The organism is Moorena sp. SIOASIH (genome assembly GCF_010671925.1).
GTDB lineage: Bacteria > Cyanobacteriota > Cyanobacteriia > Cyanobacteriales > Coleofasciculaceae > Moorena.
The window spans coordinates 115,332-140,949 of sequence record NZ_JAAHIH010000011.1 but is presented as its reverse complement, the minus strand read 5'-3'; the positions used below and the strand labels follow the sequence as shown (position 1 = coordinate 140,949).

The 25,618-nt window shown below is 48.0% G+C and carries 21 protein-coding genes; 1 reads left to right on the top strand and 20 read right to left on the bottom strand.

Annotated features, from left to right (window positions below):
- Positions 1-91: 91 nt before the first annotated feature.
- From F6J90_RS42145 to F6J90_RS42050, 20 genes are all read right to left on the bottom strand, one after another.
- Positions 92-1,081 (bottom strand): HAD family hydrolase, encoded by a 990-nt coding sequence (locus tag F6J90_RS42145; RefSeq protein ID WP_293108518.1) that lies wholly within the window; start codon positions 1,079-1,081, stop codon positions 92-94.
- Positions 1,082-1,446: 365 nt separating this feature from the next.
- Positions 1,447-1,575 (bottom strand): hypothetical protein, encoded by a 129-nt coding sequence (locus F6J90_RS42140; RefSeq protein ID WP_293108515.1) that lies wholly within the window; start codon positions 1,573-1,575, stop codon positions 1,447-1,449.
- 24 nt (positions 1,576-1,599) lie between these two features.
- Positions 1,600-1,800, bottom strand: a complete 201-nt coding sequence (locus F6J90_RS42135) for a hypothetical protein (RefSeq protein ID WP_287248150.1) — start codon at positions 1,798-1,800, stop codon at positions 1,600-1,602.
- A gap of 109 nt (positions 1,801-1,909) precedes the next feature.
- A complete protein-coding gene (locus F6J90_RS42130) occupies positions 1,910-2,074 on the bottom strand; it encodes a hypothetical protein (protein ID WP_293108512.1) in 165 nt (54 codons plus the stop codon).
- 405 nt (positions 2,075-2,479) lie between these two features.
- Positions 2,480-3,586 carry a formylglycine-generating enzyme family protein gene (locus tag F6J90_RS42125; protein WP_293108511.1) on the bottom strand — a complete coding sequence of 369 codons (1,107 nt, stop codon included), beginning with the start codon at positions 3,584-3,586 and terminating at the stop codon, positions 2,480-2,482.
- Positions 3,516-3,692 (bottom strand): hypothetical protein, encoded by a 177-nt coding sequence (locus tag F6J90_RS42120; protein ID WP_293108510.1) that lies wholly within the window; start codon positions 3,690-3,692, stop codon positions 3,516-3,518. Before F6J90_RS42120 ends, F6J90_RS42125 begins: the two co-directional genes overlap by 71 nt.
- Positions 3,693-3,712: 20 nt before the next feature.
- Positions 3,713-4,027, bottom strand: a complete 315-nt coding sequence (locus F6J90_RS42115; RefSeq protein WP_293108673.1) for a XisI protein — start codon at positions 4,025-4,027, stop codon at positions 3,713-3,715.
- A 210-nt stretch (positions 4,028-4,237) separates the two neighbouring features.
- Positions 4,238-4,306: a hypothetical protein gene (locus F6J90_RS42110; protein WP_293108670.1), complete on the bottom strand. Its 69-nt coding sequence runs from the start codon at positions 4,304-4,306 to the stop codon at positions 4,238-4,240.
- Positions 4,307-4,334: 28 nt separating this feature from the next.
- Positions 4,335-4,565, bottom strand: coding sequence for an element excision factor XisH family protein (locus F6J90_RS42105; RefSeq protein WP_293108507.1), 231 nt, complete (start codon positions 4,563-4,565; stop codon positions 4,335-4,337).
- Positions 4,566-4,826: 261 nt separating this feature from the next.
- Positions 4,827-6,959: a bifunctional metallophosphatase/5'-nucleotidase gene (locus F6J90_RS42100; RefSeq protein WP_293108504.1), complete on the bottom strand. Its 2,133-nt coding sequence runs from the start codon at positions 6,957-6,959 to the stop codon at positions 4,827-4,829.
- Between the two features lie 306 nt (positions 6,960-7,265).
- Positions 7,266-9,323 carry a DUF3604 domain-containing protein gene (locus tag F6J90_RS42095; RefSeq protein WP_293108502.1) on the bottom strand — a complete coding sequence of 686 codons (2,058 nt, stop codon included), beginning with the start codon at positions 9,321-9,323 and terminating at the stop codon, positions 7,266-7,268.
- A gap of 662 nt (positions 9,324-9,985) precedes the next feature.
- Positions 9,986-12,403 (bottom strand): DUF3604 domain-containing protein, encoded by a 2,418-nt coding sequence (locus F6J90_RS42090; RefSeq protein ID WP_293108499.1) that lies wholly within the window; start codon positions 12,401-12,403, stop codon positions 9,986-9,988.
- A gap of 149 nt (positions 12,404-12,552) precedes the next feature.
- Positions 12,553-14,685 carry a DUF3604 domain-containing protein gene (locus F6J90_RS42085; protein WP_293108495.1) on the bottom strand — a complete coding sequence of 711 codons (2,133 nt, stop codon included), beginning with the start codon at positions 14,683-14,685 and terminating at the stop codon, positions 12,553-12,555.
- A gap of 69 nt (positions 14,686-14,754) precedes the next feature.
- Complete coding sequence (gene iscB / locus F6J90_RS42080; protein ID WP_293108492.1) at positions 14,755-16,026, bottom strand: RNA-guided endonuclease IscB; 1,272 nt, start codon at positions 16,024-16,026, stop codon at positions 14,755-14,757.
- A 425-nt stretch (positions 16,027-16,451) separates the two neighbouring features.
- Complete coding sequence (locus F6J90_RS42075) at positions 16,452-18,599, bottom strand: DUF3604 domain-containing protein (protein WP_293108490.1); 2,148 nt, start codon at positions 18,597-18,599, stop codon at positions 16,452-16,454.
- 211 nt (positions 18,600-18,810) lie between these two features.
- On the bottom strand, positions 18,811-19,845 hold the full coding sequence (locus F6J90_RS42070; protein WP_293108487.1) for a HupE/UreJ family protein: 1,035 nt from the start codon (positions 19,843-19,845) through the stop codon (positions 18,811-18,813).
- A complete protein-coding gene (locus tag F6J90_RS42065; protein WP_293108485.1) occupies positions 19,842-20,801 on the bottom strand; it encodes a peptidylprolyl isomerase in 960 nt (319 codons plus the stop codon). The genes F6J90_RS42070 and F6J90_RS42065 overlap by 4 nt, the downstream gene beginning before the upstream one ends.
- Before the next feature lie 244 nt (positions 20,802-21,045).
- Positions 21,046-22,182, bottom strand: coding sequence for a cation diffusion facilitator family transporter (locus F6J90_RS42060; protein ID WP_293108482.1), 1,137 nt, complete (start codon positions 22,180-22,182; stop codon positions 21,046-21,048).
- A gap of 197 nt (positions 22,183-22,379) precedes the next feature.
- Positions 22,380-22,592 carry a hypothetical protein gene (locus tag F6J90_RS42055; RefSeq protein WP_293108480.1) on the bottom strand — a complete coding sequence of 71 codons (213 nt, stop codon included), beginning with the start codon at positions 22,590-22,592 and terminating at the stop codon, positions 22,380-22,382.
- A 114-nt stretch (positions 22,593-22,706) separates the two neighbouring features.
- On the bottom strand, positions 22,707-24,413 hold the full coding sequence (locus tag F6J90_RS42050; protein ID WP_293108477.1) for an arylsulfatase: 1,707 nt from the start codon (positions 24,411-24,413) through the stop codon (positions 22,707-22,709).
- A gap of 715 nt (positions 24,414-25,128) precedes the next feature.
- On the opposite strand from F6J90_RS42050, the gene F6J90_RS42045 reads away from it, so the two are divergent.
- Positions 25,129-25,281, top strand: a complete 153-nt coding sequence (locus F6J90_RS42045) for a hypothetical protein (RefSeq protein ID WP_293108475.1) — start codon at positions 25,129-25,131, stop codon at positions 25,279-25,281.
- Positions 25,282-25,618 lie beyond the last annotated feature (337 nt).

The window sequence follows — 25,618 nt, the reverse complement described above, 5'->3', positions numbered from 1 at the left end:
TTTGATATCCAGATTGGTTCTCTGATTAAAATTCTTTCTGGGATTTATAGCAATCCGTGTAGGAATTGAGAGAATTTTGATGCCATATTCCCTACTCGCTACTTCCTACTCCCTGTTCCCTGTTCCCAGATCCGCTGTTCCCTGTTCCCTTTGCTATATCGATTTCCTCTCCAAACACTGTTACGAAATCCTCTTTCATACTGATAACTGTCCAACCACGAGCGTCGGCCTCCCGAAGAGCATTCTCGGCACCTGTATCATATACATATTCGCGGGGATCATCGTGGTGAACCAGCATCATCAAAGCTGGACCATCTTGCTCGTCAGTATACTGAAGCATGTCTAAATCACCATCGGAATTACCAACTGTCATAATTGGTTTTTTACCAATGTAGCGATCAATGTCCACTACTTTACCTTCGTTATTATTAATGGGTTGGACCAGTATTGGCTTCTTAACCAAGATATGAGAGCCATCGTCTTTAGTAATAAACTTAGTTTGGACGGTCGTACCAATAATATTTTCAGGGGGAACACCGTAGGCATCTTCGGCATAGGAGCGAATGAAATCAAGTCCCGCCCCAGAACAAATATAGACCTTGAAATCATTACTCCTGAGATAATTGACCAGTTCAACGATGGGCTCGTAAGTTACCTGTATGTATGGCACTCCAAAGTCTGGATGCTTGGAATTATCCAGAAAGAACCTCGCCTTCTGTTTATAGTCTTCCGGTGTTAATCCCTGCAGTTTGAGGTCTTCAAAGATGGCATCCCTTTTAGTTGAAAAGGCATTACCTAGCATGTCTTTGATAAATAACCCGTAAATATTTTTGGGTTTTTCATTCCACAGGGTTCCATCATTATCAAAGACCGCGATGCGATCGCTAGGACTAACGTAGTTATCACTGTTGGGGTTGGTAACCTCTTGCACAAAGTCAAAAATCGTTTGCTTAGCCGCACCGGCATTCCAAGACAGTAAGGGGTCATAGTCTGCAGCAGCAGGGGGACATCCCACAAAGCCTCCTAGGCAAAACACTGATAAGAGAATCGATAGGAAAACTAAGAACGTTCTTTTTTTCATGAGCTAAGATTTCTCGGGTGTAATTGCTGATCCGCTTCAAGGCAAACATGGCTATTTTTACCGACCAAACCAATCTTGTCAATACAGCGCTACGTGCAAGGCAAAAGGCATGCATGCTAGAGGCAAAAGTTGACGTGCATTAGCGCACCGAGGGAGTAGGTTTTTACATTTAGAGTCAAAGGGAGAGTGTAGGATTACCGATTCCCTATTCCCTAAAAACCAAGAACGAAAGTACCTAACAGCAATTGCAAACCGCTGACCCCTGCTGACCGCTGATTGCTGTTCGCGCAGCGTGTGTGTAGCCCATATACTTACAAAAAAAATAGCCGTAGAAATACTATCCACGGCTATGTCAATCACATATGTCAGAAGTTTCCAAAACCCTTGGTGAAGGGGGGAAACCCCCCCAGAAATTTAGCGATGCAGCGCGGTCTTGGGGAGGCAGTGCGGTCTTGGGGGTCTCCCCCATGAGCAACTGCCGTGGTTTCCCCCATGAGCGACTGGATCAAGACAAGGTGTTATGGCAACAACCAATACTTGGTCATAGTCGTCATTACTTCACCTGGAATATCAGTCGGTTCCAGAGGAGTCCACTCGGCAATCTCGGCATAGCCTAGGGCATAAAGCATCTGCATACTATGAATTACTGATTGACGAGGACCTTTCAGAGTGTGCTGAGTAGGTTGTTTCTTGAAATTGCGAGTAAAGGTTTCTGACATAGTGAAAAAGTTCAACTTGGTTAATATTGATTATTGTAATGATTATAGTTTTGTTTGTCAAGGGTTTTAAAAAGTTTTTTTTGGAAGTTTTAGGGTTCGTTAAAAAAAGCTATTGCATAGGATTTATAAAGCATACAGCGGTTTGCAATTCAGTCAGGTAAAAATTCTTTGGAGGGAGCAGGGAATCGGGAATCGGGAATCGGGAATCGGGAATCGGGAATCGGGAATCGGGAATCGGGAATCGGGAATCGGGAAAAAATAATGTGTACCTCATAGCTATGATAAACGCTATAGTTAATTCATCCCAACCAATTTTAGCTAAAAAAATTAATTTTTTTAACTAAGTTTTGATTAATATTCTGGCTAAAAACTGTGATATTATTGAATAATATTACCCAACAAGAGCAATAATTTTATCTGGTTATTATCCCTCGATTTACCGTTAATGATTGTCGGGGTTTAAGCTGATGCGCATTTAAATTGGTTTTTCTCTGTTCCCTGTTCCCTGTTCCCTGTTCCCTTTGAGCAATTTAAGTATCCCAATCTAAATGCTGAACAGCTTAACGAAGCAAATAATCAATTCTATAGCAATTGTCTTTCCCATGAGGTACAAAGGGATCCCCCTAAATCCCCCTTAAAAAGGGGGACTTTGAATAAACGCTATATAATTTTTTCAGATTTAGGAAATCTTATCAGGCTTAACTAACCTAAATCCAATGTGAGTCGTTCCTGTATCCGGTGATTGAGACTCCCGAGCAGCAGGACGATAGCGACTACAATAATTAGGAGCACACAGGTAAGACCCGCCTTTAATTACATGTTTAGCAACACCCGGTTCTCTGGGGTCGAAGCTTTCTTTTTGATTAGGTCCTGTAGGATTAAGACTGTGGGCTTTGCCATGGTGACCGATGCTATACCAATCTGAAGTCCACTCCCAGACATTACCAGTTATGTCATACAAACCATAACCATTTGGTTCAAAGGAACCTACAGGTGCAGTGCCAGTGTGACCATCAGTTTTAGTGTTGAAAAAGGGAAAGAATCCTTGCCAGGTATTAGCCTTCTTGGCGGAGTATTGCTGACCCCAGCTGTAGGTAGCATCATCCAGTCCACCGTGAGCGGCATATTCCCATTGGGCTTCTGTGGGTACTGACTTCCCTGCCCACTTAGCATAGGCTTGAACGTCTTCATAGGCAACATGGACGACGGGATAGTTCTTTTTACCTCTAATATTGCTCTTCGGACCAAAGGGATGTTGCCAGTCAGCCCCAGGAGTCCACTTCCACCAGCTCAGGTAACCGACTGGTCTAACACCATTGTCCGGCATCTGAAAGACTAGGGAACCAGGTGCCCGTTGCTCCTCTGTTAAGTCCGGAAACTGTTCCGAAGAGAGGGGACGCTCTGCTACGGTAATATAACCCGTTTCCTTGACAAATTTGGCAAATTCGGAATTAGTCACTTCGTATTTATCGATGCAGAAGCTCTCAACGGTGACATCGTCCGCAGAGCGCTCGGAAGGGTAGTAAACGTCGGAACCCATCTTGAAAGTGCCGCCAGGAATGAAGGTCATACCTTCAGGGCAGCTATTTACCGTGGGAGATGCCTTGACTGGTGTGGCAGTGCCAAAAACTAGGCATACTGTCAGGAAACTGAGGAAAAGTTTGAACAGAAGTAATTTTAACCAAGGAGTCTTCATTGTTGAGTCAGACAAGCTATTATACCAAAGGGAACAGCGGATCTGGGAACAGGGAACAGGGAGTAGGGAACAGGGAACAAAAATTCTCACAATTCCTACACGGATTGGTATAGTACGTAAGCATTAAGCGGTCAGCTATCAGTTCAGCTATCAGCCGTTGGCCAAAGGCCAATGGCACTTCAAGTAGCGTGCCCATAGCCGATCAGGTGAATATCACTAAGCCACTCCATAGCCTGTGTAAGGACGTTTATAACTGGGATCTAAACCGAGAATAATATCTTCTTTTGGTATACCCATTTCCACCAAATCTTGTGCCAAATCAGCTTCTGTCATATTTCGCTGAATCCAAATTATACCATCTTTGATATCTAAATGGATGAAACAGTTATAAACTCGTTTGAGTCCATCCCAGCCGATATCTAGAAGTTGATAATGGTCATGTTCTGTGTCAAAAATAAGTTGACCTTCAATTTCTGAATCTGAATTATTCGCTTCTAATGTGGCATGATTAGTTAATAGTTGGCGAATTATTAATCAGTACTTTTATAATTTTTCCATTGGATTATTACCTCCTCAACAGGATTGTATATGAGCAATTTTACTTGATAAAAATTATGGCACTACGCATTAAGATGTTTGACATTTATAAAAGCCGCAAAAGCTATTATCACCAGCTATGGCTAGCATGCCTATTGCCTATTGCCTTGCGCGTAGCGCTATAACTGCTTCTTGGGGCAATTTTTATTGGAAGAATGATTCAAATGTATCAACAGGAACTCCCAGATAAAGTATTCTATCTGATTCGCTCATTTGTAATGCTAGACGATAGTTTAAAAATTTAAAAGCGTGCAGCATGAAAATCGGTAATTGCCGAAGTATTGAGGAAACTTTTTATTTCAACTGCTATTTTTCGTTCTGCTTTTTGAGCTGCTATAATTTTATCTGCTGCTAAATCTATTTCAAGCTTAACTCCCTCAATCTTAATTTTTAGAGGATCTGCTGTGATAATCCAATCGTCTTTCAGGAGTGCTTGTTTTACAGCATCATGGAATAGGTCTTTGGCAGCCATTACTTTTTATAAAACTTCTAGGACTATTATCCTTCAATAGTGAGCGGGATGCTTACCGCAGCAAAGGATAACCCTTATAATAAGTAGTAGACTGACACAGCTAAAGTAGTAAAATATATTTTTGGGAAAAACTTTAATTGACAAGGGATTGAGGAATTTTTTTAAAGCACCATTTTAGCTGTGTCAGTCCAGTGGGTTTCATTTTCGGGCAGGCAGGATGCCCACCCCACTCATTTCATCCCTTGATTTAGCAATGCCGGGTTATTGAGGAATTACTGTATCTTCCCGGAAAGCCAGGTTCTGAATCCGTTCGTCCAATGCCGGGTCAGTATCAGGCTGATTAAAGGCATTGGCTGCTGTGGGGAAGAATTCATGGAGGTATTCTGCCAGGGCATCCTGCTCGGAACCAAAGGAGGCAAAATTAGCAAAACCCTCGAAGGGTTCAGTGATCGCAGCATCTCGGACCCCGTTTTTGTTGAGGTCTTCTTCAGGATCTAAAACCCCATTGCCATTGCTATCCGGCTCACCCCAGAAATCAACCCGATTGAACAAAGCTGGATTGGCACTCAAGAAGGTGGATAAAGGAGCGCCATCAGCTACGTAGCTAATGGTAACACCACGAAAGGTGCGGCTGGGATCCCCCACTAATTCACCATTCTGAGCCACTACATCGATAACTTGGTCTTGATCGTCCAGGACAACCAAAGATAGAACTCGATCATTGGCAGGACGAGTGCTATCAAAGCTAAATTTAAGCCGACCGACTTGGGGAAACTGGCCGGGAGTCACACCTGGAGCTGTTGCTGCTACCGCATCCTCGATGGTTTGCAACAATTGATCTGCCGTGACGGTAAACAGGGTAAGTCCATTGTTAAAACGGAGGGAGTTCGTAATGTCGAGTTGGGAAACTTCCCCTTCTTCCTTGCCCACCTCAGGATTGGCTGCTGGAGGCAACAGTTCAAAGTCATTGGGGTCGATGCCACCGTTAGCAGCGCTAATTACCCCGATGTTGGAACGGATGCCACCCCCATTTTTGAAGGAAAACATGGTTGTAGCATCTACAGTTTTGGCATAGGTCAGGTTAGCATCAGCGGTTAGGTTACCCAGGTTGGTTTCTTCAGTACGGACAAAAGCGCGATCGCCCCGCAGGAAAACTTTGGTATTGCCAAAAATATTGCTATCCTGAGTACTGATCACTTCATCCAGGGTATTGGTAATTTCTACAACCTCTGGATCTGGGGTTCCTCCTACCGCTTCAACTCCTTGATCATCTGTGGCGTAGGCTCCACTAATGTTGGGGTCAATACTGCTGGGAATGATGATACCGTTTGCATCAAAGTCCACTACCAGACGACCCACATACTTATAGGTGGCATCCGTGTTCACAACAGCGATCGCATTTCCATCTATATTGGTTTTGAGAATAGGATAAATACCGCCACTGGTATCTCCCAGCCGAAGATGATCGGTGGCATCAGACAGCAAGGTGTGAGACCCTCCCGCCACAATTATATCTACATCCCGCAAACGAGGGGCTAACTCATCCCGCTCAATGGTCAACTGTTGCATGTGAGCTAGGAGAATAATCTTGTTGATGCCTGTAGCCGTCAGTTCATCCACCGCAGTTTGGATGTTAGCAGCCAAGGCATCATAGTCTGTTGGATTTTCCGGGAACACCGTCACTCCATCAGAGGAAGAGATGGTAGGCAGAAGGGGTGTGCTTGCTCCCACAATACCAATTGGCTCACCATTGACGGTGATCACTGCAGTCCCTGCAACCTGTCCTGGCGGAATAGTGCTGACTTCTTGACCGTTTGCCGTGATCAGGCTGGAGAGGTTAGGGTCTGTGCTATAATCGAGGTTTGCACTGAGATAGGGAAACAGCGCCCCACGGTAAGCTCCATCTGGTTGAATGATATCCCGCACTTCCTTGCTGCCCAGATCGAAATCGTGATTCCCAAAGGTGGAAGCTTGGATACCGAGTTGATTGTGGATTTCGATATTAGCGTGACCAATACTAGCTTCTCCCACAGGGGTCTCGTTCAACCTAGGATCGCTGCCAGCAAACAGGAACGGACTGGGAATGTAGTTGTCTCCAGAGGAGAGGACAAGGGTATTGGGGTAGTCCTCCTTCAGGGCATTCAGGACGGCAGAAAACCGAGGAGCATCTTCCAATGCGGCCAGTCCAGCCTCAAAATCTGAAGCATGGAGCAGTTGCAAAGTAAAAGGCTCTGTATCTGAGTCAACCACCTCTGGCTCCGGGTTACTCGTGCCTGTAGAGCCTATATCGGGGATGGGTTGATTCTGTTGTGCTATCACCAGGTAGGCAACAATGGCCAAAACTAGTGCGATCGCGACTCCCACCCCTATTTTCCAAATGCGGTTCCAATTCATTAAATATACCTAATAGCTTATCTGTGCCTTGTTTACGATATCAATTAATTGTTAATTTTTGGGCGTTGCTGAATTAAGGAATGAATGCAGGATCATCTAGTTTTATTAAAGCCCCCTAAATCCCCCAATTCTGGGGGACTTTGAAAGTCTTTTTCCCCCCAAGCGAGCAATCCCTCGCTTGGGGGGCTAGGGGGGCAAAACCATACCCATAATCAGCAACGCCTATTTTTATGCGATAGGATGCCAAAGCAATACCAAACTTTGACATCCTATCTCTAATCCCTAGTTGTTTAATTCAACAGTTAATTATCGAATCACTTCGTGAATTACTCTGTTCCAGAAATCAAAATCACTGCCATCTTCGGGATTTTCAGGCAACGGAGCTATCTCAGATATTACGTTAGATGGAGAGTACCAAATCGGAGAGGTATACACTCGCTCCTGTAGGGTCAAGGGAATTTCCTCAGGTAGATCTAGATTGTAAAATGCCTTGTCGTAGTCCGTCCAACGAGGTGTGGGAATTTCCAGCACCCGCGCGTAGTAAAATGCCCTTTGGGTGGGATCAAAGTCCGGGTCTGTCCAAACCTCAGCTAGCTCAACCGCACCAATGGTGTTTGTCCACTCTGCTGTGTCGGTATTGACAGTACCGGTATCTTCCATCGGATCGTCCGTCTCACATGTAGCGGGATTGACCGCACAACCCACAAGGGGAAGCTTATCCGTTGTGGGATCAGGTTCGCGATCGCCCGACCAGACTACATCGTAAACTTTTTCCTGGGTTTCGCCATTCTCCAGCCAGCCCTTGACAATTTGAATGCGATCAAGATTTCCCCGAATCGGATCTTTCAATGCCGCTACCAAAAAGGTCGGAACTTTTCCTTCCGGCATACTGGCCAGATCGCTACCCATGGGAACGCCCTTGTCATAGCCCACATGAGCAGGGTGAAAACTCACATCTTCCGGGGTAAAGTCCCAACCACCAAAGAAGCGAACGATCATCCGTGGTCCGCTGGTAGCATAGACTTCCCGTCGTTCCATGGCATCAAACAAGGACTCGCGGGTATTGGCTTCAGCCCAAACGCCCACAAAGCCAGCTGCTCCATACTGCCATCCGAATCGCTTCACTTCCGGATCCGGAATACACTTATCTCCTATTTTAACAAAACAACTTGTCTTCGAGACGTGTTCTGCCCGATCGGGGCTGGGGGTATAAATAGGAAACTTGCCCATAAAGCTATTTTCTTCCACCCCGGAAATCCCAATATGGGAATCCGTGGAACCCACCAGACCAAATTTGAAGGGATTTGCTCCCAAGTCTTCTTCAAACTTCAGTCCATTCTTGAGGGCAGCACGGGCATACTCATGCTCGTACATTTCTGGTGTTTCCGGAGCGGTCAAGTCTAGGTTTCCGTTATCCCAACCTGCAATCTCAAAACTAGCAAATTCATCATCGGGAGACAAGAACGGATGAGTCTCCCCCGCCCCTTTGATTTGGATGACTTCATAGAGTGGCTCCCACAGTTGTCGCTGCTGGGCATAACTGTGGCTTAGGGGCATACCGCGAGCATCGGTGTCGGCAAACATCTTTCCGTTGCTGACGTTGCCATTATGGGGTATGGCCAGCACATCTCCACCCGTTGTGTCTTCATAGTTCTGCATCCACGCCCAAAGCAGTTCTGGGTCGGTGCCATCTGCTGTAGTCTTAGGCAGCAACTGCTTTGCTTTGTAGCCATTGTCACGGAAGATGACATTCCGGTGGAGGTTGTCCCCTGCATCTAGGGAAGTCCACTCATACCCGATCACTGCTGTAAATTTGTGGGGGTCGTTGAACTCTTCTGCCCAATCGACTTCATTATCCCAAGCTGCACCGAACTCCTCTGGACTTTGGAGCATACACGCTGGAACTGTGCCTTGAGCGAAGGCCGAGGTAATCTCGTTCTGTGCGTTGGCTGCGTCTTCACCACCGTTTGTGATCGCTGTATTCCAATCATCTATCTGCTGCTGATCGTCACCGCAATCTTGTGGGGGGTTATCGACAAACTGTTGGAAAGATCCTAACTGGTCGGTGTGATCGGTGACCACCAAGAAATCTAAGGGACGAGATAACTGGACTGGTTGCCCACCATCGGTGAGCACTTCTTCTCCCCGAGCAAATCGATAGGAAGCTTCGGGGGTTAGCATGGTTCCAGCCGCACCGGCATCAAAGGAATAGATGGTATGGAGGTGAGTGTCCCCCCAGAATACCTGTTGAGGACGACCAGGATCTGCTTGGGGTTGCCCTGCATAGGGGGAGTAGGGTTGTATTTCTCCTATGGGCGGTACGGGTCGGTTGAAATCTGGAAGATCGTATTCTCCAGGTGGCAAAAACGAAACTGCCAGGGCGCTGTTAGAGGAAAATAGGATATTCCCGATCACAAAGCAAATGCACAACCCTATTATAAAGAGTTTGCGGATTTGCGAAAGTGAAACTATTCGATTCATGTTGATGAACTCCTTTTGGAATTGTTTTGTAATTCCTTGATTAATGGAATTGGTGCGTTACGACGGATTGTGAGCGTTCGGCTGAGGGCAAAAGATTTGAGCCATCTAACGCACCCTACTGGCGTGGCAAGCTTAAAATAGTGCAATAGCAAAATGCCTAAAAATAGACCAAGTATTGTTTTTAGTGAAAATCCTAATGCATCAAATTAAGCTTGCCACGCCACTACGCAACTGCCATTTCTCTATCAAGTCATTACCATTTTTTGTGAAATAGCATGCCGAAGTAATACCAAACTTCGACATGCTACGTTAATCCCTAGCTGTGTAATTCGTAAGCATTCAGCTATCAGTTATCAGTTTATGCGCTACGCGCACGCTACGCGAACAGCTTTTTAATAAAATAGGTAAGAATTGGTTTAATTTATGTTACGTCAGCACCTCAAGTAGGGAATGACTGACGGCTGTTCGCGTAGCGTGGCCTTTGGCCAACGGCTGACGGCTGAAGGCTGACGACTGACGGCTGAATTCTTACTGTAATTCAACAGTTACTTTGTTAAGCGAATAATCTCCTGAATTACTCGCTCCCAAAATTCTTCATTACTCATATCTAAAGAATCTAAAGCATCTTGGGGGAGCCGAGTATACAGGTCGAGATCCTCTTCAAGGTCTTTCAACTCATAGTTGACATAGCCAATCTCGTCATTGCGAGCTGCCAGAATCTGCCCGTTATTATTGAACAGCTGCGCGACAAACTCGCTGTCATCCTTCAGGTTAAAGCTGAGTTGATTGTCTGCTATCTTGTATTTCATAGGAGCTGCTGCCTCCAGTTCCCCAGTATGCAGGGACGCAGAGGTGGCCGACTCGCCCAGGAACCAGGTGCCTTCATCCTGATAGAATTCGTAATCCTGAAAGAAACCGATAAATTCCTCGTCCGTGATCAGATTACTAATTTGCAGATTGTGGCCACGGATCAGGTCTTCAATCTCTTCCGTAGTCAGGGGTGGAATACCTTGTTGTTCCAGCTGGTCAACAGTTAACGCATCGGCATCACCAGCAGCTAGATAGGCATCACTGGGAGTATACCAGATCGGGGAACTCCAGGCTCGCTCTTGGATTTCGGCGGGGGAAGACGGGACAATGCCCAGTTCGGCAGCATCGTAAGTAGAATAGCGGGGAGTGGGAATTTCTAAGGCCCGCAGATAGTAGAATGCTCGCACTGTGGGGTCGAAGTCCGGGTCTTGCCAAACCCCAGAGAGTTCGGGGCTACCAATGTCGTTGGTATAGGTGGCGTTATAAACATCTACAGTGGTGCCGATAGGTGGCAAATTGCCGGTTGTGGGATTGGGTTCGCGATCGCCTGCCCAGGCCACATCATAAATTTTCTCGTGGGTCAAGCCATGCTTAGTCCAGCCTTTGACCACCTGAATCCGATCCAGGTTACCACTGTTGGGATCCTTGGTTCCCCAGACAAAAAACTTAGGTGCTTTCTGCGCATCAGGCGTGGGTAAATCCCTGCCCATGGGAACGCCAGTGGCATAAGCCTGCTCAACCGCATCTGGTTGCAGGTTCAGGTCCTCTGCAAAGTCCCAGCCACCGAAAAAGCGTACCTGGGTGCGGGTGCCGCTAGTACCGAAGGTTTCTTTACGAGCCAGAGCATCGTAAACGCACTCGCGGGTATTCTGATCTGCCCAAACCCCGGTCAATGCCCCAGGATTGAGGTAGGGCAATTTTTCCCAACCGGGAATTTCACTAAACAGCCGCAGTTCGGGTGTGGCATCGGTAAAGCCGTGGGAACCAATAAAATCGTCTTCTTCGGTATCCCCAGGAGAGCCATTATGGTTGTCTGTAGCCCCTATAATACCATACTTGAAGGGATTGGTTCCCAAAGTCGCTTCGTGGCGCAGACCATTCTTCAGGGCTTCCCGGACATAGCCGTAGCGCCCTCGGGTGCGTTCGGTAGTTTGCATCAATTCAAAGTCTGCAAACTCATCCTCTGGGGCATAGGCAGGCACGGTTTCGGAGTTGCCCTTGACTTGCATGATTTCCACCAATGGCTCGTATTTTGCCCGCAATTCAGCCCAGGCTGGATCGATGGGTGTGTCATCATTCCACCGTTCTGGCATGAACATCTGGTTGGTGCTGACGTTGCTGTTATGGGGAATTGCCAAAACCGTCGAGCCATCGTCCTCGTACTGGCTGAGGTATTGCCATAACACCTCGGGGGATTGGGTGTCGAAGAGGCTCACGGGCACCTCAGGCACAACAGTATCGCGAAAAATCACGTTCCGATGTAGGTTTGCACCGCCCGGGGCAGAAGACCATTCAAAGGCGTGCAACGTTGTAAATGTGCCCGGTTCGTAGTTGTCTTCCGTTGCCTGTTGAATTTTCTTCCAGGCGTTTACCCGGGCTTGATCTGCAATGGGACCTGACGCATATGCCGTGCGTTCTGGCTGGTCTTCCGAGCGAGCGGCTCCCTGCATTACCTGGACGTATACTAGGGTTGACAGCAGCTCAGACTGGGGCTTGTTCCGAATCGCAATAGCCAGGGGATGGTAGTATTTCTTTTTACCATATTCGGGATTGAGGGCCATTTCCACCTCGGCCAGGAATTCGGCGTGGTCGGTGACAGCCGCAAAATTCAGGGGCACTTTGTGCTGGGTGATGCCACCTGGAAGCTCGTTGGGGTCTCCCTTAGCAAACTTATAGGCTGCATCGGGGTCATTCCGCATCAAGCCCAAGTAGGCATCCAGGGAATAGGTGGTATGGGTGTGCAGATCCCCAAATAAAGCCTGACGTTGGGCAGGATCACTCAGGCTTTCACCATCACAGGAGAGCTGCGCGGGCAAGGGTACAGCTGGTCCTAGAGTAACCGCTTGTGCAGTTGTGCTGAAGGAAACAAACAACAACATGGTCATCAGACCAATGGTGAGTCGTTTCCCCAAAAGTTTAATCTTTCGTAACATAAATAGCCTCCTTCTTAGGCTAAGCTAGATTTTTGGTTAAGATCGCTTCGGATGAAGAAACGATCGCTTGGTTGCTGGACTTACACTCAGTTAATCGGTCTCGAAACTACCAAGCCATTGTGAGATGCCAGGATCATAGATTTACTTCATCATTTGGTTGAATAATGTTTCTGAATTTCCTGAATGATTCGATTCCAAAATTCTTCGTGACTCATATTTTCAACAGCTTGGTCAGGCAGAGGTTCGATCTCTACCGGAGCCGGGTTATACCAGATGGGGGAAGACCAAGCCCGCTCACGGATGAAGGGAGGGACTCCAGTGCGTGGGTAGATGTTTTCAGCGATCGCATCATAGGTGCTCCAGCGGCAGGTGGGATTTTCAATCACCCGTGCGTAGTAAAATGCATGTTGATTGGGGTCAAAATCGGGGTCAGGCCAAACCGCGCTGAGTTCGGCTGCGCCAGGTACAAAAGGACCTTGGGATATAGCACAGGTGGTTATATCTACCGTTGCCCCATTCGGCGGGCAGACTCCGTCTTCCGGTTCTAAGCCATCGGAGCAAGCAACAGCATAGACCTTCTCTTGGAGGTCGCCGTTTTCATCCAACCAGCCTTTGATAATCTGAATGCCTTGCAATTTGGCGCTCTTGGGGTCTTGCATGGCCCACACGAACATTTTGGGAGGGGTATCGGCAGCGAGCGGTGCCGGTAAATCGTCTAAATCGTCTAAATCCCCGCCCATGGGCACGCCTGTGCTGTAGGCAATATCGAGGGCATCAGGGCGTTCGTTCAGGTCGTCCGAGAACCCGAAGCCGCCAAACAGCCGCACTTGAATGCGGGGACCACTGGTGGCAAAGGTTTCCCGCCGCTTCAGGGCATCAAAGATGCTGTCACGGGTGTTTTTTTCAGCCCAAACCCCAGTCACACCACCGGGATTGTTCAACAGGTTCTCTGCATAATCCCCAATCGGATTGTCTATATCTCCAACACCCAGGCGAAGTGAGGGCTTTGAGTCGGTGACGGCGTGACTGCCCTTAAAATTGTATTCTTCACCGCTGGCGGGAAAACCGCTGTGGGAATCGGTCGCACCCACGAAACCGTACTTAAAGGGGTTGACTCCGATCTTAGCCTCTTGCTTGATGCCTTCCTTCAGTCCTTCCCGAATGTAGCTATGTTTGCTGACACAACCCTCAGGTTCGTCAATTCCGGTGCAGGGAACTGCGCTGGCAAGTGCCTGGACGGCGGCACCTTCCACCACCAGGGGATGACCGCTGGCAATGGGGCGACGGTCGAGTTTTTCAAAGCCACAGAGTTCGTCTGTATTACCCAAACCGGTTCGGCATTCCGATTCGCCTTTGGTTTGGATGACTTCCACCAGTCGTTCCAGTCGTTGCTGGGTGCGGGCGCGCTCGGCGTCTATGGGGCGTTCCAGGTCGTAGTAGTATGGGGCAAAAGCAGTACCCTGGGACAGGTTGGTGTTGTGAGGAATCACGATCGCCTCGCATTCTCCCGTGCATTTTTCATCCAACCAAGCCCACAGATCCTCGGGATTGGGAGAACCTGTGGGATCGGGAGAATTTGTTGCCGAAAATGGAACCTCAGGCACGGTGTCATTGCGAAAAATGATATTGCGATGGATCCCAGTCCCGCCGGTGCTGCCGCGTTTGATATTGCCCAGAGAGGTCCATTCGTAGGCGTTCAGGGTTGTGAACACCCGAGGTTTGTTGAACTCTGCCGCCGCATCCTGGATTTTGTCCCACAGTAAAGCACCATAGTGGTTGCAGCTTTCCGGATCTTTTTCGCACGGGCCCAAGGGCTTAGCGAAAATCACGAATTCTTCATAGGCCTTTGCGCCAGCGTCGAGGTTGTGCTTCTCAAAAGAAGCCCGCAAACGCCTACAGTCTCGGGATTTATAGCCAGGGGCATCGGGGGTGTTGCAAACGGCGATCGCCGCTAAATCTTCTGCATGGTCGGTGATTGCGGTGAAATCGAGGGGGGTTTTCAACCTGTGCTCTTCCCCCGTTGCCGTCTTCGCCGGTTCCCCTTTGGCAAAGCGGTAGGCTTCACGGGGGCCATTGGGGTTCCATCCCAGGTAGCTGTCGAGGGAGTAGTTGGTGTGAACGTGCAGGTCCCCGAATAGGGCTTTTCGTTCAGCGGGGTTCACTTCACTCTTGGCTAAGGCTAGGGGCATTTGTCCCATAGATAGCAGCAGGCTGAGAAGCCCGATAGTTAGGACTCGCAACCACAAGGGTCGAATCCTCAGGGGTAAAGGCTTCAATTTCATCTTTCTACCTCCTTGGAGACTCCCGTTATACCCGCAGGGTTAACGGTGAGAGGTTCATGAGGACAGAGTCTAGTTTGCATAAGCATAACCATCCTTTCTGTGAATAAATTTGCAATATTTGTGACTAATCCCTTGCACCAATCCTGATTTTGTTGAGATATTGAAAGACCCTGATTTTCGGGTTGCGACCCGTCCTACATAAGTACCGATCTTCTTCCCCTTAGTCACCACGGCGCGGACAATATCTCCGGTCTGAAAGCCTTTGTGAAATTTAATTCTGGAGCAATGACGAGTGGGAAACCCATACTTATTAGTCCTACAGAGCTGACGAGTGCCGTGTCCCTTAGCTGATATTGCCAAAGGTAGGGTTACTTCAATAATCAGAGTTTCAACTTTTCCCACATTGGCCGCATCTAACCAATGAGTTTTAGGAAGATTTTGGCGGCACCTGTTGAATTTTGTTAATCCGCCGCTACCCACTTCAACAGGCAATCCTATTGATTTCAGTTCGTAGTACAACGTACAGCGAGTTGAGTTAACAGAAGCCGCATCAGCCAGGGGGCGTAATGATTGACTCAGTATTCGTTTCAAGATACTAGGCTTATTAGACAAAAAAAGCTCAATATCTTGATTGGATTTAGCCTGGTTACATGGATGACACGCAATAGTTAAATTAGAAACCCGATTGGAACCACCTTTAGATAATGGCTTGATATGCTCGATTTCTAACTGAGTACCTGTTGCCCCACAATAAGCACACTTGCGATTCCATTTTTCAAGTAAATATTCCCGAAGTTCATAGCCGTAAAGTGTACCCTGTTGGTACTCGATACCAGATATTTCAGGATTTTGCAGCTTTTGAGTGTCGAACCTAACCAATTCTTGGGATATGCCGGTGACAGGACAGAATCGACTCAACTTTTTAACCCAAGTTAAAATATTTTGAACCCTAGACGTCAAGCTGGGGGCTAACCAGCCTTTTGATCTAGTTCTGTTAAGAAACCTGGGCTTGCGGTATCGAGTCTTGCGATTACGTCTACTACGTCTCAATTGTCTACGAGAGGTCAAAGCCTCTTGTATTTGAAACCCTCGATGGGTAAGTTCAGATCCCCAGATTACTCGTTTTCCTTGGACGATAGCTAAACCGCTTATTTTTGCTCCAGGATCTATTTTGAGTTGGTGATCGTGAGTTATTGGCTGTTTTACTTCCTCCGTCAAAATTATGGTAAATGGGTAACGACGATAGACCTTTGCTTTTCCTACCGAAAGTAAAATTCTGGCTCTCGCAGGCTTGCATGGATCTAAGGGTTGTCGGTTTTTGTTGAGTACAAAGACACGCATAATTGTGTTTTCTCCTATTACTAGGGTTAAGTTAGCTGAGTGCTTCGCACACGCTTGCGCGAACGTCAATGTTATTCCTCGGTACTTTCCCAGTCGCACTGGCTTAACTCAAATACACCTGTTTAACGACCGGGTTCTAGAGCTGAAGACTAGCTACGCATCCTCAGGTAGGAACCTTAACACTTAGGAATAACGTAGTTCTTTAGGAACTTAGACTGGTCAATTATGAGCTTTTTCAAGCTCCCGCTATAGTCTGAAAAGACTTAGCGGTGAGTTATTGACCGGATATTACTACTTAAATTAGATAGGGTTTGGTAAATCGTTTCTGTTAAAACAAGGGAAATGCTGGACTTACACTCAGTTAATACATTGTTGAAATCACCAAACTTGTAATTGTGAGATGCCAGGATCATAGATTTACTTGATCATTTGGTTGAATAATGTTTCTCAACCTCCTGAATGATTCGATTCCAAAAATCTTCGTGACTCATATTTTCAACAGCTTGGGCAGGCAGGGATGGGAGGTTGATCGTCTTAGCTGGAGAATACCAGATAGGAGAGGTATAAACCCGTTCCTGTAAGGTGAGGGGAATTTCGTCGCAAATAGATTTCTGCGTGATTTTCTCCTCGATCTTCTGCTTGATACTCTTTTCAGCACACCACTCGTCGCCGTAAAACGCTTTGTCGTAGTCCGTCCAACGAGGAGTCGGAATTTCCAGCACCCGTGCGTAGTAAAATGCCCTTTGGGTGGGATCAAAGTCCGGGTCTGTCCAAACCTGTGCTAGCTCAACCGCACCAATGGTGTTTGTCCACTCGGCTGTATCGGTGTCCACGGTATTGCCCACAGGTGACAACTTGCTGCCATCTGCATCAAGACTGATGGCGCGATCGCCAGACCAAGCCACATTGTAGATTTTCTCGTGGGTGTTGTCGTCAGCATCCAGCCAGCCCTTGACAATTTGAATCCGATCGAGGTTTGCCCGAATCGGATCCTTCAATGCAGCCACCAAAAAGGTCGGTGCTTTCCCTTCCGGCATACTGGTCAGATCACTGCCCATGGAAACTCCCTTGGCATAGCCCACATCACCGGGGTTACGACTTGCATCTTCCGGGGTAAAGTCCCAACCGCCGAAGAAGCGAACCACCATGCGTGGCCCACTCGTGGCATAAACTTCCCGTCGTTCCATGGCATCGAACAGGGATTCACGGGTATTCTCGCGGGCCCAAACGCCCACATATCCAGACGACACGTACTGCCATCCGATACGATTTACACTGGTCTGATCTATAGCCCGGTGGGGACTGGGAGCTTCAATAGGAAACTTACCAAAGTAGTTGTTTTCTTCCACCGCCGACAATGCGATGTGGGAGTCGGAAGAACCAACCAGACCAAACTTGAAGGGATTCGTACCCAGTTTTTCTTCAAACTCCAGTCCGTTCTTGAGGGCAGCGCGAGCGTATTCGTGGGAGTACATCTCTTTCCTGGCTGCTGGGTCTTCGGGTTTGGGGTCGTTCACCATGTTGCCTTCGTCCCAGCCCGCAATCTCAAAACCCGCAAATTCATCGGTGGGAGACAGCAACGGATGGGCTTCGCCGGTACCTTTGATCTGGATGACTTCATAGAGCGGTTCCCAGAGCTGTCGCCGTTGGGCATAGGTTTCGCTCAGGGGCTGGCCGTAGCTGTCCGTATCTGCAAACATCAGACCATTGCTCAGGTTGCCGTTGTGGGGAATCGCCAGCACGTTCCCTTTGTACGTCTCTTCGTAGCTCTCCATCCAATCCCAGAGTTTTTCGGGGTCGCTGGTATTGACTGTGGTGAAAGGAAGTACAAGCTTGGCCAGGCACCCGTCATCGCGGAAGAGCACGTTGCGGTGAAGGTTATTGTTATTTACCTGGGAAGTCCACTCATAGCCAATGATTGAGGTAAATTTGCCGGGGTTGTTGTAGGCTTCAGCGACATCCACTTCTGCTTCCCAGGCAGTGCGGAAATCCTCCTCTTTTGGAGGGTAAATTACCTCGGGAGCCTCTCCTTTGCCAAACGCCTCCGTGATCTCTTTCTGGGCTTGGGCTTGCTCTTCAGGGGTGCCGTTGACCATTTCATGCCACCGGGCAACCGTGGGATCTTCCAGAATTTCAGGCGGTTCGCCTGCCAGCAGTTGTTGAAAAGACCCCAGACCGTCAGAGTGATCGGTGACGACTAAAAAATCTAAGGCACGAGACAACTTCACCCGTTGTCCGGTTTCGGTCGTGACTTCCTCTCCCCGGGCAAATCGATAGGAATCTTCAGGGGTCAAACGAGTTCCAGCTGCACCCGCATCGAAGGAATAGACCGTATGCAAGTGAGTATCTCCCCAAAACACCTGTTGGGGAAATTCACGTCCGCCCGCATAGGGGGAATAGCCATAGTCAGGTACTGGGATTACGGCTTCCCCTACCCGTTCGTATTCTCCAGGTGGCAACGATGCTGCCAGAGCACTGCTAGAGACAAAGAGGATGTTTCCGATCACAAAGCAAATACACAACCCTATTATAAATAGTTTGCGGATTTGCGAAAGTGAAACTATTCGATTCATGTTAGTCAACTCCTGTGGGAATTGTTTTTTGTTGGATTGTTGAACGCCGGACGAGATGTCCATAGGTTCACTTTTGGTTGCGATCGCTGGACTTACACTCAGTTAATACATTGTTGAAATGACCAAACTTGTAATTGTGAGATGCCAGGATATTTTCTGACAGAGGGTTTTGGGTAAGATTTCTGGTTTTTGCGTCCGCTAAGTGATCAACTCACCCCCAAAAGGCAGCAACCCGCTGGAAACACCAGAACGAGGCCAGAATGCCAATACTATAGGTGGGCACCCAACCCAGCCAGCGCGGGTATTGCTCAGGGCCAAACCGTTTCAGGCTCTCCATCACAGCAACGACTACTAACACAAAGGCCAGTTGTCCCAACTCCACCCCAACATTGAAAAACAACAGGGCTGGGGGAATGTCTTGGGGGGGTAATCCCACCTCTGCCAAGGCTCCCGCAAAGCCAAAGCCGTGGAGCAGTCCAAAGGTCAGAGCCACTAGCCAGGGATATTGCTCAGTCAATCCTGGCTTACCCAGGCGGCTGTGGGCTAGCTCTGACGCTAAGAACAAAATGCTGAGGGCAATCACGGCTTCCACTGGAGCTTGGGGCACATTCACAAGACCTAAGGTAGCTGCACCAAGGGTAATGCTGTGGGCTAGGGTAAAGGCGGTAATGGTCTTGACCAGACGCCAGGATGGTCCGACAATTAAGACTAGCCCTAAGACAAACAGCAAGTGGTCGATGCCGCTGAAAATGTGCTCGACCCCAAGTTTGAGGTAGGTCTGGCCCACTGCCAACACAGTGGTTTTTTCTGGGATCACGAAGGTCTCTTCCCCAGTGGGCACCATGGTGGTTTGGGAGTGCCCATCGGCCCATTCCACCCGCAATAGCACTTCCAGAGAGCTTTGGAGCAGTCCCGGAAACGCAATGGTTGCTTGAGCCAATCCGTTTTTACCGCAATCCAATCTCCAGCGGGTGACACGGGTGGCGGGAGTAGCCGTTACTGCAGGCACGGTCACTGCAGTGCAGTAGCTGGGAAAGACCGGGCTAATGGTCATGGGACTACTCAGCCCTTCATCTCCAAAACTCATGGCTGGTGGGGTTTTCCAGACCACGTCCACCTGGCCAGAGGGTTGCTCTCGTAGTTCCAGGTAGGACGTTTGAAAGCCGTGGGCCTGGGCGGGGGCGGGATGATATCCCAGGCCGAGGCAAACCAGCAGAGCAATACAGAGCCATTTTCCTAGGTTCATCCCTGGTCCTCCTGAATAGCTTGCTTGAGGGCATCCTGGTCAATGGAAACGGTGTAGCGATCGCGTAATTGTTCATAGAACTGCTCGTCCAGCTGTTGGCGCTGGTCTCTCATCCAGTCCCGGCGGGCATCCCTTCTGACCTCTGCCAAGGTAGCAACGTGACCCGGTTGAATGTCACTAACGTAAACCAGATGACTGCCATAAGCGGAATGCAACGGGCCTTGCCAGCCGGTTTCAGTAACCCCAGCCATCTCCTGGGCAAAGGTGCCACCAAAGGTGTTGGTTAGGGTCTCAGCTGAGGCCAGGGTATAGGTTATGGGCAACATGGAGCGGTCTCCTAGCTGCTGGAACCGTTCCAGGTTGGGGTTGGCTTGCAACTGATTCAGAAAATCCTGGGCTTCGGCATCCGTGCGATCGCGCCGCATGTCCCGGCTGAAGTAAATCTGTGCAAAGCTAAACTTGCCCGGTATAGTATAGCGCTCGGCATGCTCCCCTAAATAGGCTTGCAACTCTTCATCCGAGGGTTCCCGCACGGGTGACACATCTTCCGTCAGGAACTGCATCTTTTGAATCACCCGTCGCCGCACAATCGTGTCATTTTGGTCTAACCCCAATGCCAGGGCTTCCTGATACAGTACTTCATCGCGAACGTAGTTATCCACTAAGCTTTCCAGCTCTTGGGGCAACGGCTCTCGTCCCCACTGCCGCTGCCAGGTTGTTTTCAAAAACTCAATGGTGCCAGCAGATATGTCAATGTGCTTGGGAGAATCTGATGTGATGGAAGGACCAGCAACCCAAAAATACAGCCCAAACAGCAGGGCACCCAAAACCAGGAAATGCAGCAATGGTTCCCGCAAAATACGAATCAGTGGCTTGGGTCGATCGTCCTGTCCCTTAACCGGGATTTCAGACAGTGAAGTTTCTTGATTAATCAGTGTTGTAGCTGTGTCCTGCATGGCAAATATAGCGGTTTTCAATTAGGTGAGGTGCAATTTTTTGGGTTTTAGGGAACAGGGAACAGGGAACAGGGAACAGGGAACAGGGAACAGGGAACAGGGAACAGGGAACAGGGAAGATGGAAGGCGTAGGGTGCGTTAGGGAAGGGCTCGCCCTGATTTTAACGGTCGCCGCTTGTTGAGACAGCCCTTCCCGTAACGCACCACTGGGTCAAACAATCTTCTCAATGATTGGTGAAATCTTCTATTCCGATTCCCGATTCCCGATTCCCGATTCCCGATTCCCGATTCCCGATTCCCGATTCCCGATTCCCGATTCCCGATTCCCGATTCCCGATTCCCTAGTTTGGGTATCAGGTACAGCTCGAACCACTATCAAGCCTAGATAGGGCAGGTGTGCTTTCAGTTGCTCCTCAACGGTATTGGTAATTCCTTGGGTCTGTTGAAGAGATAGAGTCGGTGGTAGCATGATGTCCATCTCTACATGGAGTCTATGCCCCAGCCAGCGGGGTCGAAGGTTTGCGATCGCGTAGCGTGACCGTAGGTCAATCGCGTCAGGTTCTAGTTCAGGCACATGATTGATAGCATGGTTGAGGGATTCTAGCACTTCTGGTTCCACGCCATCCAGCAAGCGACTAAAAATAGTCTGCCCCGACTCCCAGACAATTTTTAGTAACACTGCTGTGATCACTAAACCAATCACGGGATCGGCCCAGGAATAGCCGAGGGCAACCCCCACAGCGCTGACCAACACGGCCAGACTGACTAGACCATCAGCCATGGCGTGATACCCATCAGCAATCAGGGCAGCGCTATTGATTTCCCGGCCAACCCGAATCCGGAAAAGAGCCACAAGTTCGTTGCCAATGAAGCCCACGATGGCCGCAATTGCCAGGGCTCCCAAATGATGGAGGGGCTGAGGATGGTAAAATCGCTCCACAGACTCATAAGCGGTAATCACGGCACTCAACAGCACAATCACCACAATCATCACTCCGGCCAAGTCTTCCAATCGAGCAAAGCCATAGGAAAATCTGGCGGTTGGCTTGCGTCGCGATACTAGAAAGGCCACCCCCAAGGGCACAGCAGTCATAGCATCCCCTACGTTGTGAATTAGATCGGCCAGGAGAGCGACACTGCCAGAGAGCCAGAACACCACTGCCTGCAAGATGGCAGTGATCACCAAGCCCACCAGTGACCATTTGACAGCCCAGATGCCCCGAGCAGAGCTCGCAATTTCGGGATCGATCACCCCATGGCTATGGCTATGATCACCATGGTGGTGATGGTGATGGTGATGGTGATGGTGGTGATCTTCCGCCTCTGGTCTAGGGAGTTGAGGAATATCATGGGTTGGGATAGACGTAGGAAGTTGTGTCATAGTACTTGTCGAGACTGGACATCGATCTGAGGATATCGATGGTAACGGTATTTGAGCACCACAAACTAAATTGTGATTTAGAAGGTTTGGGGTTCTGTTCCTAGGAAGACCCAGGAAAGATTTGGGATAGAATGCCGAAGCAATAGCAAACAATGAGCACCTATCTCTAATCCCTAGCTGTTTAATTCAACAGTCACTTATCGAGTAATTTCGTGAATTATTATTTTCCAGAATTCTTTATTACTGATATCTAATTTATCTAATTCAGATGCTATGTGGGCTTGATCGATTTCTTCTCCATAAACTGTTACAAAATCCTCTTTCATACTGATAACTGTCCAACCACGAGATTCAGGCACATCCTTTATCAATCCTGGCAATGCGATCGCTAAAAGGAACGCAGTTATCACTGGCATAAATACAAAGTAAGTATTCAGCTTCAGCGCTACGCGCACGCTACAAGCAGCAAAAACTGTTGCCTTTTCCCTATTGCCTTGCGCGTAGCACTATATGCCTTTGACTTCTTAGTCAGCACCAACCTCTGTCAAGCCAATCTGATCAACAATGTCGTCAATGATTTCGTTAGGATTTAAACCAAAGGGAGGTTGACTGGGAGGATACTCGTCAAAGGTATCCAGAAACTGCTGAACAAGCCCTATTGCTGGCAGCAACAAGTAATTCCGGCGAGACCACCAGTCATTGTAGTTATTAGAGTCTGTGTCTGCCCGCTCGTAGGGATCCCGACGCAAGTTAAACAGTTTTGGAATCCGTAGTTGCACAAACGGCTCCCGCCAGACATCAAAATAGTGAGCCCGTTGTTCCGAAAAGACTACTTTCCAATCCCCAACGCGAACCCCTGGCAGCTGACCTTCATCATTAAAGTAGATGAAGCCAGGACGTTCTCCTTTTTGGCTATCGGGATCGGTCAAATAGGGCAACTGATTGAAGCCATCCAGATGGGTACCGCAGAGATTGGTGGATTCATCGTACGGACAGGCTTGCTTTAGGGTTTCTTTGAAGTCATCCATGCCAGCAGCTGCCATCAGAGTTGGCACCCAATCCAAATGAGAGAAAATCTCATGGGACACTGTTCCAGCGGGAATATGAGCAGGCCAGCGTACCAGTGCTGGAACACGATAGCCGCCTTCCCAGTTGGTGTTCTTCTCGCCTCGGAACGGGGTCAGACCGCCATCGGGCCATTGGTTGTAATGGGGGCCGTTGTCCGTTGTATAAATGACAATCGTATTCTCGGCAATGTCCAGCTTATCCAGCAAATCGAGCAACTGTCCTACATGACCGTCATGCTCTACCATGCCATCACCGTAAAAACCCTGACCGCTGATGCCCTCTACATCATCATTGATGTGGGTATAGTAATGCATCCGGGTGGAGTTAAACCAGGCAAAAAAGGGCTTATCCTTTTTTACTGCTTTCTTGATAAACTTTTTCGTCCGCTTCAGGAAATCGCGATCGATAGTTTTCATGCGCTCGATGTTGAGCGAGCCTGTATCTTCACACTCCTGGTTACCCCAGGGACCAAACCGGCCTGCGTCTGGCTCTGTGCTGGGTTCATCTGTTGCCTTGCAATCCAGAACCCCCCGAGGACCAACATTTTGAGCAAACCAGCCATCTGGCCCGCCCGGATAGTCCACATTCTCCGGCTCTTCTTCAGCATTTAAGTGATAGAGGTTGCCAAAGAATTCGTCAAAGCCATGGACTGTGGGCAGAAACTTGTTGAGATCCCCCAGGTGGTTTTTGCCAAACTGTCCGGATGTGTAACCCAAGGGCTTCAGCATTTCTGCCAGGGTGGGGTCTTCATCCTGGATGCCAAAGGGTGCTCCAGGAAAACCGACTTTCAGCAAACCAGTCCGCAAACCACTTTGCCCAGTGATAAAGGCTGCCCGACCGGCGGTACAGCTTTGCTCGGCGTAGTAGTCCGTGAACAGCATCCCTTCGTTGGCAATGCGGTCGATGTTGGGCGTGTCGTAACCCACGATGCCCTTTTCATAGGCACTGACATTTGTCCAACCAATGTCATCTCCCATGATCACCAGGATGTTGGGCGTGCCTTGTGTGTTGGCAAGTGCGATTCCCTGGTTAGTCACTGGGAGGAAACCAACTAGAGTGAAGGTGATCGTTAGTAGGATCGCCATCACCCCATTGAATAATCGCTTCCCCATCTGGGCAGTGTCCTGACTGCCCTTGGAGGGATTAGCTCTCTGATATTTCATTAGAGCTCCCGTTATATCGAATGTTTAAAGTTTTGTGTTGCAATTTTTCTGCACCCGCTTGTAAGTATCTCACACTTTTTGCATTACAACATCTTTTTTTTATGGAATGTGATGAAAAATAGCTTGAGCAATGACCAGATTGGATCTGCCTAAATCACCTTAAATCCAGAGTGGGTAAGGACTTGGCTGATCCAGATCTTTTCTGAAATCAGGCTTCCGCAATAATATTTAAATTTCTTATTAAGATCTCGATAGATATATAAAAAAAACTAATGAATTAACATGATTATTATTCTTCAATAAATTTGCTAGAATAATAATCATTAATATTACAAAAATAAACGTTAATAAATGTTAAAAAATCGAGGGTTTTGGTCTAAGTATGATACGATAGCATTTTAAGAATTAAATAACTATAATTTTTATTAATAATTTAACCTATTCGGTACTTAAACGACTATAATGTGTACCCTAAAAAATTTAGTTAATAAATGTTAAAAAATCCGGAGTTTTAGTCGAAGTTTGATAAGCTAGTGGTTTACCAAGTAAAAAGTATAAAATTTATTAATAATTTGGTATATTCTGGAATTGTTATGCTAAGATAATAATTTATAAGTAAGCATTCAGGTATCAGCCATTGGCCTAGGGCCAAGCTAGGCCAAAACAGCGTCGAAGCCTTTGCCACCCATATGCTTACAAAAAAGCGACCGCTTTTTTGCGATCGCTTCTTATGGAGGCAATCAAGGTTTTATATCTCTATTATCCCAATCATCCCGCACTGACCAAAAAGCGATCGCTCACAGATACTCAACATGCCCAACCATTTCCTCTGGCTTATAAATCTCCTGAATCCAAACTAAGCCTTTGATGATCAGGAAAACAGCAGGACAACAACAAGAAAAAAGAGGCTGCGATCGCAACCGCCACTATCCTCTTCTAAATACAGTTAAAACCTATTGATAAAACCTGATCAAAACAGCAAATCAACTCCCGGCAATAACCAGAGAGAGCATAGTTCCAAAAGCTTGGCATTGAAAGGGCTTCAATTTCCCGAACTTAGCATGAGTAAGTGAAGCCTCTAGGATAATTTTCCTAGGCCGAGCCTGGTAACAATAGTAATACCAAATCCGATTTAGCTGGGCAGTAGTTTACCTCCGTTACGGAAAATAGTTAAAGTTTTTTTTGCCTTTTGTCGAACGCAGATT

Excerpts from the sequence above, each read along its gene's own strand:
- F6J90_RS42105 (WP_293108507.1), bottom strand. The coding sequence starts at position 4,565 with ATGGCTGCCAAAGACCTATTCCATGATGCTGTAAAACAAGCACTCCTG.
- F6J90_RS42065 (WP_293108485.1), bottom strand. The coding sequence starts at position 20,801 with ATGCAGGACACAGCTACAACACTGATTAATCAAGAAACTTCACTGTCT.
- F6J90_RS42135 (WP_287248150.1), bottom strand. The coding sequence starts at position 1,800 with ATGTCAGAAACCTTTACTCGCAATTTCAAGAAACAACCTACTCAGCAC.
- F6J90_RS42050 (WP_293108477.1), bottom strand. The coding sequence starts at position 24,413 with ATGAAATATCAGAGAGCTAATCCCTCCAAGGGCAGTCAGGACACTGCC.
- F6J90_RS42090 (WP_293108499.1), bottom strand. The coding sequence starts at position 12,403 with ATGTTACGAAAGATTAAACTTTTGGGGAAACGACTCACCATTGGTCTG.
- F6J90_RS42120 (WP_293108510.1), bottom strand. The coding sequence starts at position 3,692 with ATGGGCACGCTACTTGAAGTGCCATTGGCCTTTGGCCAACGGCTGATA.
- F6J90_RS42130 (WP_293108512.1), bottom strand. The coding sequence starts at position 2,074 with ATGAGGTACACATTATTTTTTCCCGATTCCCGATTCCCGATTCCCGAT.
- F6J90_RS42060 (WP_293108482.1), bottom strand. The coding sequence starts at position 22,182 with ATGACACAACTTCCTACGTCTATCCCAACCCATGATATTCCTCAACTC.
- F6J90_RS42100 (WP_293108504.1), bottom strand. The coding sequence starts at position 6,959 with ATGAATTGGAACCGCATTTGGAAAATAGGGGTGGGAGTCGCGATCGCA.
- iscB (WP_293108492.1), bottom strand. The coding sequence starts at position 16,026 with ATGCGTGTCTTTGTACTCAACAAAAACCGACAACCCTTAGATCCATGC.
- F6J90_RS42070 (WP_293108487.1), bottom strand. The coding sequence starts at position 19,845 with ATGAACCTAGGAAAATGGCTCTGTATTGCTCTGCTGGTTTGCCTCGGC.
- F6J90_RS42140 (WP_293108515.1), bottom strand. The coding sequence starts at position 1,575 with ATGGGGGAAACCACGGCAGTTGCTCATGGGGGAGACCCCCAAGACCGC.
- F6J90_RS42145 (WP_293108518.1), bottom strand. The coding sequence starts at position 1,081 with ATGAAAAAAAGAACGTTCTTAGTTTTCCTATCGATTCTCTTATCAGTG.
- F6J90_RS42075 (WP_293108490.1), bottom strand. The coding sequence starts at position 18,599 with ATGAATCGAATAGTTTCACTTTCGCAAATCCGCAAACTATTTATAATA.
- F6J90_RS42085 (WP_293108495.1), bottom strand. The coding sequence starts at position 14,685 with ATGAAATTGAAGCCTTTACCCCTGAGGATTCGACCCTTGTGGTTGCGA.